General features: G+C 61.9%; 11 protein-coding genes. 8 read left to right on the top strand and 3 right to left on the bottom strand.

Annotated elements, in window-relative coordinates:
- Positions 1–7: 7 nt before the first annotated feature.
- Positions 8–913: an acyl-CoA dehydrogenase family protein gene (locus NWV16_RS07300; protein WP_260522514.1), complete on the bottom strand. Its 906-nt coding sequence runs from the start codon at positions 911–913 to the stop codon at positions 8–10.
- A gap of 153 nt (positions 914–1066) precedes the next feature.
- On the opposite strand from NWV16_RS07300, the gene olsB reads away from it, so the two are divergent.
- On the top strand, positions 1067–1822 hold the full coding sequence (gene olsB, locus NWV16_RS07295; RefSeq protein WP_065257587.1) for an L-ornithine N(alpha)-acyltransferase: 756 nt from the start codon (positions 1067–1069) through the stop codon (positions 1820–1822).
- Positions 1822–2616, top strand: coding sequence for a 1-acyl-sn-glycerol-3-phosphate acyltransferase (locus NWV16_RS07290; RefSeq protein ID WP_260522513.1), 795 nt, complete (start codon positions 1822–1824; stop codon positions 2614–2616). Before olsB ends, NWV16_RS07290 begins: the two co-directional genes overlap by 1 nt.
- A gap of 13 nt (positions 2617–2629) precedes the next feature.
- Here NWV16_RS07290 and NWV16_RS07285 read toward each other — a convergent pair whose 3' ends face one another.
- The gene (locus tag NWV16_RS07285) at positions 2630–3202 is read right to left on the bottom strand and encodes an ACP phosphodiesterase (protein WP_260522512.1); all 573 of its coding nucleotides are present in this window, start codon (positions 3200–3202) and stop codon (positions 2630–2632) included.
- A gap of 171 nt (positions 3203–3373) precedes the next feature.
- On the opposite strand from NWV16_RS07285, the gene NWV16_RS07280 reads away from it, so the two are divergent.
- Genes NWV16_RS07280 through NWV16_RS07270 form a run of 3 tightly spaced genes read left to right on the top strand, consistent with a single transcriptional unit; the run spans position 3374 to position 5955 of the window.
- On the top strand, positions 3374–3676 hold the full coding sequence (locus tag NWV16_RS07280) for an ArsR/SmtB family transcription factor (RefSeq protein WP_065257584.1): 303 nt from the start codon (positions 3374–3376) through the stop codon (positions 3674–3676).
- A 33-nt stretch (positions 3677–3709) separates the two neighbouring features.
- Entirely contained in the window at positions 3710–4873 is a 1164-nt protein-coding gene (locus NWV16_RS07275; protein WP_260522511.1) for an MFS transporter, read from the top strand.
- Positions 4874–4905: 32 nt separating this feature from the next.
- A complete protein-coding gene (locus NWV16_RS07270; protein WP_260522510.1) occupies positions 4906–5955 on the top strand; it encodes an alkene reductase in 1050 nt (349 codons plus the stop codon).
- A 248-nt stretch (positions 5956–6203) separates the two neighbouring features.
- On the opposite strand, the gene emhR is transcribed toward NWV16_RS07270, so the two are convergent.
- A complete protein-coding gene (emhR, locus tag NWV16_RS07265; RefSeq protein ID WP_065257581.1) occupies positions 6204–6836 on the bottom strand; it encodes an efflux system transcriptional repressor EmhR in 633 nt (210 codons plus the stop codon).
- A 266-nt stretch (positions 6837–7102) separates the two neighbouring features.
- Here emhR and emhA point away from each other — a divergent pair, with 266 nt between their 5' ends.
- Genes emhA through emhC form a run of 3 tightly spaced genes read left to right on the top strand, consistent with a single transcriptional unit; the run spans position 7103 to position 12867 of the window.
- Positions 7103–8257, top strand: a complete 1155-nt coding sequence (gene emhA / locus NWV16_RS07260; RefSeq protein ID WP_260522509.1) for an efflux RND transporter periplasmic adaptor subunit EmhA — start codon at positions 7103–7105, stop codon at positions 8255–8257.
- 3 nt (positions 8258–8260) lie between these two features.
- The gene (gene emhB, locus NWV16_RS07255; RefSeq protein ID WP_260522508.1) at positions 8261–11410 is read left to right on the top strand and encodes an efflux RND transporter permease subunit EmhB; all 3150 of its coding nucleotides are present in this window, start codon (positions 8261–8263) and stop codon (positions 11408–11410) included.
- Positions 11407–12867 carry an efflux RND transporter outer membrane subunit EmhC gene (gene emhC / locus NWV16_RS07250; protein ID WP_260522507.1) on the top strand — a complete coding sequence of 487 codons (1461 nt, stop codon included), beginning with the start codon at positions 11407–11409 and terminating at the stop codon, positions 12865–12867. Before emhB ends, emhC begins: the two co-directional genes overlap by 4 nt.
- Positions 12868–12901: the final 34 nt, after the last annotated feature.

The raw sequence follows: 12901 nt of genomic DNA, 5'->3' as shown, positions 1-12901 counted from the left end.
GCCAAGCCTAGCCGGCGTTCATGACAGATGTGTTTTGGCTGGTCGCCAACGCCTTGGCCAGACGCTTGGCCCGCGCGCCCGCCGCCAGTTGCATGACCGACTGATCGCGCTGCCACATCGCCGCCCACTCGGGATTGCCGTCACGCAGGGCCTGATCGACTTCCGCTTTGAGCCCGTCAAACTGCGCAAACAAGCCACCAAGCAACACATGCCCGGCGGGATTGTTCGGTGGCTGCCGACTGACTTCCGCACACCCGGCCAACAGCGCCAGCAAGCGCAATTGCAGCGGCTGCGGCCAGCCGCTGTCCTGAGCGACGCCGAACAACCACGCGGTCATGGCGCTCAGTACATAGACATCTTCAAGGGTACGGAAGGGTTTGACGTAGGCATCCCAACCGTCTCCGGCCAGCAACTCGCACAGGGCGTCGTCGAGGTGCAAACGACCATGACTGATATCCGGCATCAACGGCAACGCCGGGAGTTTTTCCACACGCACGCCGGACTCGCCGGGGTACACCACGGCCAGACTCAGACGCGGTGATTCGCCGGGTTGCTCACTGCGCGCGGCGATCAGCAGCCAGTCCGCCGCATCGCCGGCGGTGACGAAATCCTTTAGCCCGGTGAGGCGCAGATCCGTGAGGCGGGTCTGCATGTCCGCCGGACGCAGGCTGCGCTGCTCGGTCGCACACAACGCGCCCAGGCTCGGCGGTGCGCTCGGCCAGAGCATGCGCAACGCCGCCTGATAGCCCACCAGAAACGCCAGCCCCGGCGTCGCCATCCGCCGCCCTCCCGCCACCGCCAGTTCGAACGGCGTGACGCTGCCCAGTTGATGCAGCAGCGTGGCGAAACCCTCCGCCAGATCGGCAACGGCGGGCAGGCGTTCGCGGCATTCAAGCAGGGTCGACCAGGTCATCAGAGGCTCCTTGTGGGCTGTCATATAAGCATCACCAAACATTCATGGCGATGACACCGGGGCTACATAGCCTGACTTTGCACAACACAGCTGCATAAAGAAAGTCGATCGGCTGTAACCCACGACGGGTTAAAGGCCCGTACGGAGATTCAAATGACTCAGATCGCCCGCATCAGCGACACCGGCAATGAACGCCGCCTGCAAGCCGAACGCCTGATCGGCGCCGAAGCGTTGCAGCAAGCCCAGGCCTTGCGTTTCAACGTGTTCAGCGGCGAATTCAACGCCAAGCTGAAAGGCGCGGAACTGGGTCTGGACATGGATGACTATGATGTTCACTGCAGCCACATCGGCGTGCGTGACCTGAACACCGGCCGCCTGGTGGCGACTACCCGTTTGCTCGATCACACCGCCGCCAGCAGCCTGGGCCGGTTCTACAGCGAAGAAGAATTCAGCCTGCATGGCCTCGCCGGCCTTCAGGGGCCGATCCTGGAAATCGGTCGCACCTGTGTCGACCCGGCCTACCGCAACGGCGGCACCATCGCCGTGCTCTGGGGCGAACTGGCCGAGGTGCTGAACCAGGGCGGCTACAGCTACCTGATGGGTTGCGCGAGTATCCCGATGCAGGACGGCGGCGTACAGGCGCACGCGATCATGCAGCGTCTGCGCGAGCGTTATCTGTGCACCGAACACTTGCGCGCCGAACCGAAGAATCCGCTCCCGGCGCTGGATATTCCTTCCAACGTGATCGCCGAAATGCCGCCGTTGCTCAAGGCCTACATGCGCCTCGGGGCGAAGATCTGTGGCGAGCCGTGCTGGGACGAAGATTTCCAGGTCGCCGACGTGTTCATCCTGCTCAAGCGCGACGAGCTCTGCCCGCGCTATGCCAGACACTTCAAGGCGGCCGTGTGATGAGCCGGTTGCGGGTGTACGCGCGAATCGCGCGGGTGCTGCTGGTGGTGACGCTGGGCCTGAGCATGGCCAGTGTCTTCGGGGTTTTCGAACGCCTGGGGCTGGCCCATTCGATGCAGCGCCGGCAGCGTTGGTCGCGGTTTTTCATGGCGCGCCTGAGCAATGCCCTGCCCTTTCGCGTGACCGTCCACGGTGAGCTGCCGAAGCAGCCGATGCTGTGGGTCAGCAACCACGTTTCATGGACTGACATTCCATTGCTCGGCATGCTGACGCCGCTGTCGTTTCTGTCCAAGGCCGAAGTGCGCACCTGGCCGGTGGCCGGTTGGCTGGCGGCGAAGGCCGGCAGCCTGTTCATCCGTCGCGGTTCGGGCGACAGCCAGTTGATCCGCAAACAGATGACCCGTCACCTGCAAACCGATCATCCGCTGCTGATGTTCCCGGAAGGCACCACCACCAACGGTCGTTCGCTGCGCACCTTTCATGGTCGCCTGCTGTCGGCGGCGATTGATTCCGAAGTGATGCTGCAACCGGTGGCGATCCGTTATCTGCGCAATGGCCAGATCGATACGCTGGCACCGTTCATTGGTGACGATGATTTGCTGTCGCACCTGATGCGTCTGTTCAGCAACGATTGCGGCGATGTCGAGATTCATCTGCTCAAGCCGATTGCCTGCCAGGGCCGCGAGCGCGCGGCGCTGGCGTTTGAAGCACAGCAGGCGGTGCAGAAAGTCTTGTTCGGCGATGTGCTCAAACCGGTCGAAGCGCAACATGCCCGCGATCTGATCGCGGCCTGATCGGCGACTCCGCCTACAGCTGTCGGCCGGCAAAGTCCTGCAGCCGTGGGTAGAACAAACGAAAGTCTTCGCTCAACGGTTCATACAACCGCCGCAAATCCTCCATCGCCCCCGCCAGTTCTTCAGGTCGGGTCAGGCGCCGGGAGATCCCGCGCAACACCTGTTCCAGCACTTCGAACTCCTGATACGAACCCAACCAGTCATTGGCCACCATGTGCGGGACGATCTTCGCCAGGCGCTCGGGCAACTGCCGCTCGCTGGACAGCACACGGTAAACGTCGGAGGTGAACTGCTCCAGCGGGCGGTCGGCGTACAGTGTCCAGTCCCGGGCCAGGCAATGGTCGAAGAACACGTCGAGGACGATGCCGGCGTAGCGGCGGCGGGTCGAGGTGAACCGCGCCAGTGAAGCGTCCACCAACGGGTGACGATCAGTGAACACATCGATCTGACGATGCAGGGCAATCGCCGCTTCGATCTCCGCATCGAACTGGCCTTGCAGCCGCCCTTTGACGAAATCGCCATACAGACTGCCGAGCAATTGACCCGGACGCTGGCCACCAAGGTGCAAATGTGCGAGATAGTTCATGGGCGCAGCTTAGCACCGCGCCCGGGTTTGTTTACACCTCACATATCGTTATAACCCGATATACCAATTTATGCGGTCGTCAGATCGAATTCATATTGGTATATCGCGAAATACCGATTTAAAGTTCGCCTCATCGCGATATAACGCTACACACATCACGAGCAACCAGCCATGAACATTGACCTCGACGAAATAATAAAAGCCCTGGCACACCCAGTACGGCGAGACATCCTCAACTGGCTGAAAGACCCGAAAGCCGAGTTTCCGGAACAGATCCACAACCACGAGTACGGCATCTGTGCCGGGCAGATCGATCAACGCTGCGGCCTGTCGCAATCGACTGTCTCCGCCCACCTGGCCACCCTGCAACGCGCAGGATTGATCAGCAGCCAGAAAGCCGGCCAGTGGCACTTTTTCAAACGCAACGAGGACGTGATCCAGGCGTTCCTCAGCACCCTCAGCAAAGAGCTCTGACCCTTAACGTCAGCCAGCCAAAAGGACCAAACGATGCCCCTCTCGCTTCTCATACTCGCCTTGAGCGCCTTCGCCATCGGCACCACGGAATTCGTCATCATGGGCCTGCTGCCCAATGTGGCGACCGATCTCGGTGTGTCGATCCCCGGTGCCGGCTGGCTGGTGACCGGTTACGCCCTGGGCGTGGCGATCGGTGCACCATTCATGGCGATGGCCACTGCGCGATTGCCGCGCAAGGCTGCACTGGTCGCGTTGATGGGCATTTTCATTATCGGCAACCTGCTTTGCGCCATCGCCACTGACTACAACGTACTGATGTTTGCCCGAGTGATCACCGCCCTCTGTCACGGCGCGTTCTTCGGCATCGGCTCGGTGGTTGCCGCCAACCTGGTGGCGCCGAACAAACGCGCGTCTGCCGTGGCGCTGATGTTCACCGGCCTGACCCTGGCCAACGTGCTGGGTGTTCCGCTGGGCACCGCCCTCGGCCAGGAAGCCGGCTGGCGTTCGACTTTCTGGGCAGTGACCGTGATCGGCGTGATTGCGCTGCTCGGCCTGATCCGCTTTTTGCCGGCCAAGCGTGACGAGGAAAAACTCGACATGCGCGCCGAACTGGCCGCCCTCAAGGGCGCCGGGATCTGGTTGTCCCTGAGCATGACTGCGCTGTTCGCCGCCTCGGTGTTCACCCTGTTCACTTACGTCGCACCACTGTTGGGTGATGTCACCGGCGTCTCGCCCCGTGGCGTGACCTGGACCCTGATGCTGATCGGCCTGGGCCTGACCGTCGGCAACATCATCGGCGGCAAACTGGCCGACAAGGGCCTGGCAGCGACGCTGATCGGCGTGTTCATCGCCATGGCCGTGACCTCCACCGTTCTGACCTGGACCAGCATCGCGCTGATCCCCACCGAAATCACCCTGTTCCTCTGGGCCACCGCGTGTTTCGCCGCCGTGCCGGCCCTGCAGGTCAACGTCGTGACCTACGGCCAGGCCGCCCCGAATCTGGTGTCGACCCTGAACATCGGCGCCTTCAACGTCGGCAATGCGCTGGGTGCCTGGGTCGGCGGCAGCGTCATCGCCCACGGCTACGGCCTGACCAGCGTGCCTCTCGCCGCTGCCGCGCTGGCGGTCCTGGCGCTGCTGGTGACCCTGATCACATTCCGCCAGAACGGTAACCCCGAGCTGGCCACCGCTAACTGATTCACTCACTGACTTCACGAGGGTTGTATCTCATGGCAACAATTTTCGATCCGATCAAGCTGGGCGATCTCGAGCTGTCCAACCGCATCATCATGGCGCCGCTGACCCGCTGCCGCGCCGACGAAGGCCGCGTACCGAACGCGCTGATGGCCGAATATTACGTGCAGCGTGCTTCCGCCGGGCTGATCCTCAGCGAAGCCACTTCCGTCACCCCGATGGGCGTCGGCTACCCGGACACCCCGGGCATCTGGTCCAACGATCAAGTGCGCGGCTGGACCAACGTGACCAAGGCGGTTCACGCCGCCGGCGGCAAGATCGTCCTGCAACTGTGGCACGTCGGGCGGATTTCCCACCCGTCGTACCTGAACGGCGAAACCCCGGTCGCCCCAAGCGCCATCCAGCCGAAAGGTCACGTCAGCCTGGTTCGCCCACTGGCCGACTTCCCGACCCCGCGTGCGCTGGAAACCGCTGAAATCGCCGACATCGTCGACGCCTACCGCGTCGGTGCGGAAAACGCCAAGGCCGCCGGTTTCGACGGCGTGGAAATCCACGGCGCCAACGGCTACCTGCTCGACCAGTTCCTGCAAAGCAGCACCAATCAGCGCACCGACCACTACGGCGGCTCCCTGGAAAACCGTGCCCGCCTGCTGCTGGAAGTGACTGACGCGGCGATCGAAGTCTGGGGCGCCGGCCGTGTCGGCGTACACCTGGCACCACGCGCCGACTCCCATGACATGGGCGACGACAACCTGGCCGAAACCTTCACTTACGTCGCCCGCGAACTGGGCAAGCGTGGCATCGCTTTCATCTGCTCCCGCGAGAAAGAAGGCGCAGACAGCCTCGGCCCGCAACTGAAAGAAGCCTTCGGCGGCGCGTACATCGCCAACGAGCGCTTCACCAAGGACAGCGCCAACGCCTGGCTGGCTGAGGGCAAGGCCGACGCAGTGGCATTCGGCATCCCGTTCATTGCCAACCCGGACCTGCCGGCCCGCTTGAAGGCCGATGCCCCTCTCAACGATGCTCGCCCTGAACTGTTCTACGGCAAGGGCCCGGTCGGGTACATCGACTACCCAACGCTGTAAGCCACTGCGCCGAAACGCAAAAAGCCCCGACTCGCCAGAGCCGGGGCTTTTTCATGGGCGCTGATCAGGTCGGGCGCTGACATCTGCTCACAAACATGAAACAAAATCCCTACAAAATACGTAGTTCGCTACGTATCAACTCGATTCGATGAGGTATATAAAAGCAGTCCGTTGCAGCAAGGCGAACGAACAGGGATCTTCTTTCGCCTGCTTGATTGATCCAACCTGATCCGATTTTGCATTTTGTTTCATTTGCGCAGGCCGGGACTCCAGCGCAGCATATCCAGCCCTGTATCGACCCAGCGCTCGGCTTCGGCATAGAGCTCGAAGCTGTCCGGGGCCAGCAGCCACTGATACAGGATGCCGTCGATAAAGGCGTGAATGCTGATGGCAGCACGGGCGGTGTCGAGGTCCGCCGGCAGTTGCCCACGATTGACCGCGTTACTCAGTGTCAGCGCGATCCGCACATTGCAATCGAGGCTGGCAGTCCGGCGCTGTTGGCGCAGGTCGCACATTTCATCGGTGAACTCGCACTTATGAAACAGAATTTCGTTGATACGCCGAGTCTTCGGATCCAGCGCAACCTGCTGAAACAAATGAATCAGCAACTGACGCATGCAGCCCAGCGGATCCAGCTCGTCCTCGCTTTCGCTGGCCTTGGCCAACTCGTCCAGCGGCTCACGCAACGTCTCGAGCATCGCCTGCAACAGATCCGCCTTGTTGCTGAAGTGCCAGTAGATGGCACCGCGGGTCACACCGGCCAGGCTCGCAATGTCGGAGAGCGTCGTGCGGGCCACGCCCCTTTCGAAGAAAGCTTTCTCGGCGGCTTCCAGAATCTGGCTTCGCGTTTCCTGAGCTTCCTCTTTGGTACGACGAACCATGGCAGTAAAACCTCAAACAGGATGGTTCAGGGATGGCTGAATATCCGCTGAATAAAAAGGGGCGGATCTCTCGCGGATCACTTCCCCGGCCTACAATTTCAGACCTTGCCACGACTTTTGTAACCGATTGGGTACGCAGCCAAGGTGTTTACAAACAACCATGAACGTAAGTATATTCATTAGCAAGCTACTTATCCACCCGGCATCCATTTTTTACCCTTCCACACTTCTTGTGCGCTTTTCGCGCGCCTGACCCGAGGATCTTCATGCAATTCAAGCCAGCTGTTACCGCTCTGGTCACTGCCGTCGCCCTGGCATCGCTGCTCAGCGGATGTAAAAAGGAAGAGGCGGCTCCCGCCGCACCGCCTCCTCAGGTCGGCGTCGTCACCCTGCAACCACAAGCCTTTACCCTGACATCGGAACTTCCGGGCCGCACCAGTGCGTTCCGCATCGCTGAAGTCCGCCCGCAGGTCAACGGCATCATTCTCAAGCGTCTGTTCAAGGAAGGCGGCGATGTCAAAGCCGGCCAGCAGCTGTATCAGATCGATCCGTCGGTCTATGAAGCGACCCTGAAGAGCGCCGAAGCCAATCTGCGTTCGACCAAGTCGATCTCCGACCGCTACAAGCAACTGGTCAATGAGCAGGCCGTGAGCCGTCAGGAATACGACACGGCCGTGTCCAACACCCTGCAATCGGAAGCCTCGCTGCAGAGCGCGCAGATCAACATGCGTTACACCAAGGTCTATGCGCCGATCTCCGGGCGTATCGGCCGTTCTTCGGTCACCGAAGGTGCGCTGGTGAGCAACGGTCAGGCCGATGCGATGGCGACCATCCAGCAACTGGACCCGATCTACGTTGACGTGACGCAGTCTTCGGTCGAACTGCTGGAACTGCGCCGCGAGCTGGAAAGCGGTCGTCTGCAGAAAGCCGGCGACAACGCCGCCGCGGTCAAGCTGACCCTGGAAGACGGCAGCCAGTACAAGCTCGACGGTAAGCTGGAATTCTCCGAAGTGTCGGTCGACCCGACCACCGGTTCCGTGACCCTCCGTGCCGTGTTCCCGAACCCGGATCACACCCTGCTGCCTGGCATGTTCGTGCGTGCCCAGTTGCAAGCCGGTGTCAACGCCGCTGCCATTCTGGCACCGCAACAAGGCGTGACCCGCGACCTCAAGGGCACCCCGACCGCGCTGGTCGTCGGTGCGGACAACAAGGTCGAACTGCGTCAGCTCAAGGCCAGCCGTACCGTCGGCAGCCAGTGGCTGATCGAAGACGGCCTGAAAGCCGGCGATCGCCTGATCACCGAAGGGCTGCAATTCGTGCGTCCGGGTGTTCAGGTCAACCCGACCGAAGCGACCAACGTCGCCAGGAACCCGGCACCCGCCAAGGCAAATGACAAGGCCTACGGCGGCAAAGGGGAGTAACTCATGTCGAAATTTTTCATCGACCGTCCGATTTTCGCCTGGGTAATTGCCCTCGTGATCATGCTGGTCGGGGCTCTATCGATCCTCAAGTTGCCGATCAACCAGTACCCGAGCATTGCGCCACCGGCCATTGCGATTTCCGTGACCTATCCGGGTGCTTCGGCACAGACGGTCCAGGACACCGTGGTGCAGGTCATCGAGCAGCAGCTCAACGGTATCGACAACCTGCGTTATGTGTCGTCGGAAAGTAACTCCGACGGCAGCATGACCATCACCGCGACCTTCGAGCAAGGCACCAACTCCGACACCGCGCAGGTCCAGGTCCAGAACAAGCTGAACCTGGCCACCCCGCTGTTGCCGCAGGAAGTGCAGCAACAGGGTATCCGCGTGACCAAGGCCGTGAAGAACTTCCTGCTGGTGATCGGCGTGGTGTCCCGTGACGGCAGCATGTCCAAGGACGACCTGTCCAACTACATCGTGTCGAACATGCAGGACCCGATCTCGCGGACCGCCGGTGTCGGTGACTTCCAGGTCTTCGGTGCCCAGTACGCGATGCGCATCTGGCTCGACCCGGCCAAGCTGAACAAGTACAACCTGACCCCGGCCGATGTCAGCGCCGCGATCTCGGCGCAGAACGTCCAGGTGTCTTCCGGTCAGCTCGGCGGTCTGCCGGCGCTGCCTGGCCAGCAACTGAACGCCACGATCATCGGCAAGACCCGTCTGCAGACCGCCGAGCAGTTCAAGGCGATTCTGCTGAAGGTCAACCAGGATGGTTCGCAAGTGCGTATCGGCGATGTCGCCGACGTCGGTCTGGGTGGTGAGAACTCCAGTATTTCGGCGCAGTTCAACGGCAAGCCGGCTTCCGGTCTGGCGGTGAAACTGGCCAACGGCGCCAACGCCCTCGACACCGCCAAGGCCCTGCGCAAGACGATTGACGACCTCAAGCCGTTCTTCCCGCAAGGCATGGAAGTGGTGTTCCCGTACGACACCACCCCGGTGGTGACCGAGTCGATCAAGGGTGTGGTTGAAACCCTGGTCGAGGCGATCGTACTGGTGTTCCTGGTGATGTTCCTGTTCCTGCAGAACTTCCGCGCCACCGTCATCACCACGATGACCGTGCCGGTGGTATTGCTCGGTACGTTCGGCATCCTCGCGGCCGCCGGTTTCAGCATCAACACCCTGACCATGTTCGGTATGGTATTGGCCATCGGCTTGCTGGTGGACGACGCCATCGTCGTGGTGGAAAACGTCGAGCGGGTGATGGCCGAAGAAGGCCTGTCACCGAAGGAAGCGACCAAGAAGTCCATGGGCCAGATCCAGGGCGCCCTGGTCGGTATCGCCCTCGTCCTGTCGGCGGTACTGCTGCCGATGGCGTTCTTCAGTGGTTCCACCGGTGTGATCTACCGTCAGTTCTCGATCACCATCGTCTCGGCCATGGCCCTGTCGGTGATGGTGGCGCTGATCTTCACCCCGGCGCTTTGCGCCACCATGCTCAAGGCAATTCCGAAAGGCGAGCACGGCACGCCGAAACGCGGTTTCTTCGGCTGGTTCAACCGCAACTTCGACCGCAGCGTACGCAGCTACGAGCGCGGTGTCGGCAACATTCTGCAGCGCAAGGCACCTTACCTGCTGGCCTACCTGCTGATCGTGGTCGGCATGATCTGGCTGTTCACCCGCATTCCGACGGCGTTCCTGCCGGAAGAAGACCAGGGTGTACTGTTCGCCCAGGTGCAGACCCCGGCCGGCTCCAGTGCCGAGCGTACCCAGGTGGTGATTGACAATATGCGCTCCTACCTGCTGGACAAAGAGGCCGGTGCGGTTGCCTCGGTGTTCACCGTGAACGGCTTCAACTTTGCCGGTCGCGGCCAGAGCTCCGGTCTGGCGTTCATCATGCTCAAGCCGTGGCACGAGCGTGACGCGAGCAACAGCGTGTTCGCCCTGGCGCAACGCGCCCAGCAGCACTTCTTCAGCTTCCGCGACGCGATGGTGTTTGCCTTCGCTCCGCCGGCCGTACTGGAGCTGGGTAACGCCACCGGTTTCGACGTGTTCCTGCAGGACCGCGCCGGTATCGGCCACGAAAAACTGATGGAAGCGCGTAACCAGTTCCTCGGCATGGCCGCGCAGAGCAAGGTGCTTTACCAGGTGCGTCCGAACGGTCTGAACGACGAGCCGCAATACCACCTGGAAATCGATGACGAGAAGGCCCGCGCCCTGGGCTTGAGCCTGTCCGACATCAACAGCACCCTGTCGATTTCCTTCGGCAGTAGCTACGTCAACGACTTCATCGACCGCGGTCGGGTGAAGAAGGTGTACGTGCAAGGTCAGGCCGGTGCGCGCATGAGCCCTGAAGACCTGAAGAAGTGGTACGTGCGCAACAGCGCCGGCACCATGGTTCCGTTCTCCGCGTTCGCCAAGGGCGAGTGGATCTACGGCTCGCCGAAACTGGCGCGTTACAACGGTGTGGAAGCGATGGAGATCCTCGGTTCTCCGGCGCCGGGTTACTCCACCGGTGAAGCGATGGCCGAAGTCGAAGCCATTGCCAGGAAATTGCCGCCGGGTGTGGGTATTTCCTGGACCGGTCTGTCCTACGAGGAACGTCTGTCCGGCTCGCAAGCGCCAGCGCTGTACGCTTTGTCGCTGCTGATGGTGTTCCTGTGTCTGGCAGCGCTGTATGAAAGCTGGTCGATTCCGATCGCGGTCATGCTCGTGGTACCGCTGGGGATCATCGGTGCATTGATGGCTACCAGCCTGCGCGGTCTGTCGAACGACGTGTACTTCCAGGTGGGCCTGTTGACGACCATCGGTCTGGCGGCTAAAAACGCCATTCTGATCGTCGAGTTCGCCAAGGAACTGCACGAGCATGGGCGCAGTCTGCGTGATGCGGCGATCGAAGCCTGCCGCATGCGTCTGCGACCGATCATCATGACCTCGCTGGCTTTCATTCTCGGTGTAGTACCGTTGGCTATCTCCACCGGTGCCGGTTCGGGCAGTCAGCACGCGATCGGTACGGGCGTGATTGGCGGTATGCTCACGGCCACGATCCTGGCGATTTTCTGGGTTCCACTGTTCTTCGTCACTGTGTCGTCCATGGGCCAGCGCAAAATTGCCGGCGAGGATGACACCATCGAAACTCCTAAAGAGGCTGGCCAATGAGCAAGTCGCTACTCTCCATCGCAGTCGCCGCCTTCGTGCTGAGCGGTTGCTCGCTGATACCGGATTATCAGCGGCCTGAAACACCGGTGGCCGCGCAATTCCCGCAGGGTCCGGCGTATTCGTCGGCCCAGGCACCGGCGCAGGCCGCTGCCGAGCAGGGCTGGAAGCAGTTTTTCCATGACCCTGCCCTGCAACAGCTGATCCAGGTTGCCCTGGAAAACAACCGCGACCTGCGGGTCGCGGCGCTGAACATCGACGCCTATGCCGCTCAGTACCGCATCCAGCGTGCCGATCTGTTCCCGGCGGTTTCGGCCAATGCCAGCGGCAGCCGTCAGCGGGTTCCGGCCCGTGCATCGCAGACCGGTGAAGCGACCATCAACAGTTCCTACACCGCCACCGTCGGCATCAGCGCCTACGAGCTCGACCTGTTCGGTCGGGTCCGCAGCCTGAGCGAGCAAGCGCTGCAGCAATACTTCGCCACCGAAGAAGCGCGCCGCAGCACCCAGATCAGCCTGGTGGCCAGCGTGGCCAATGCCTACCTGACCTGGCAGGCCGACAAGGAGCTGCTGAAGCTGACTCAGGAGACCCTGGGTGCCTTCGAGGAAAGCTACAAGCTGACCAGTCGCAGCAACGAAGTGGGTGTGGCCTCGGCGCTGGATCTGGCGCAGTCGCGCACCTCGGTCGAGAACGCCCGTGCCCAACTGGCCCGTTACACCCGCCAGGTGGCCCAGGACGAAAACAGCCTGACCCTGCTGCTGGGCACCGGCGTGCCGGCCAACCTGCAAGCGGCCAGACCGCTGTCGGATGACCTGCTCAGCGACGTTCCGGCCGGTCTGCCGTCGGACCTGCTGCAACGCCGTCCGGACATCCTCCAGGCCGAATACAACCTGAAGGCCGCCAACGCCAACATCGGCGCGGCCCGTGCCGCGTTCTTCCCGAGCATCAGCCTGACCGCCAATGCGGGCAGCCTGAGCCCGGACCTGTCCGGTCTGTTCAAGGGTGGTTCGGGGACGTGGCTGTTCCAGCCGCAGATCAACCTGCCGATCTTCAACGCCGGCAGCCTGCGTGCCAGCCTCGACTACGCCAAGATCCAGAAGGACATCGGCGTGGCGAACTACGAGAAGTCCATTCAAACGGCCTTCCAGGAAGTCGCCGACGGCCTGGCCGCGCGTCAGACCTACACCGAACAGTTGCAGGCCCAGCGTGATTTCGTCGCCGCGAACCAGGACTACTACCGTCTGGCCGAGCGTCGCTATCGCATCGGCGTCGACAGCAACCTGACCTTCCTCGATGCCCAGCGTCAGCTGTTCAGCGCCCAACAGGCCCTGATCACCGACCGCCTCGCGCAGCTGACCAGTGAGGTCAACCTGTACAAGGCCCTGGGTGGCGGCTGGAATGCGCAGACCGCGCAGAACGAGCCGCTGAAAGAAGAAGCGCCGAAGATGAAACTGTTCTGATCGTGTCGCGATAAACCAAGAGCCCACCTTTCGG

Source organism: Pseudomonas sp. BW7P1, from assembly GCF_024981055.1.
GTDB lineage: Bacteria > Pseudomonadota > Gammaproteobacteria > Pseudomonadales > Pseudomonadaceae > Aquipseudomonas > Aquipseudomonas bananamidigenes.
This window is presented reverse-complemented; position numbering and strand designations above follow the sequence as displayed.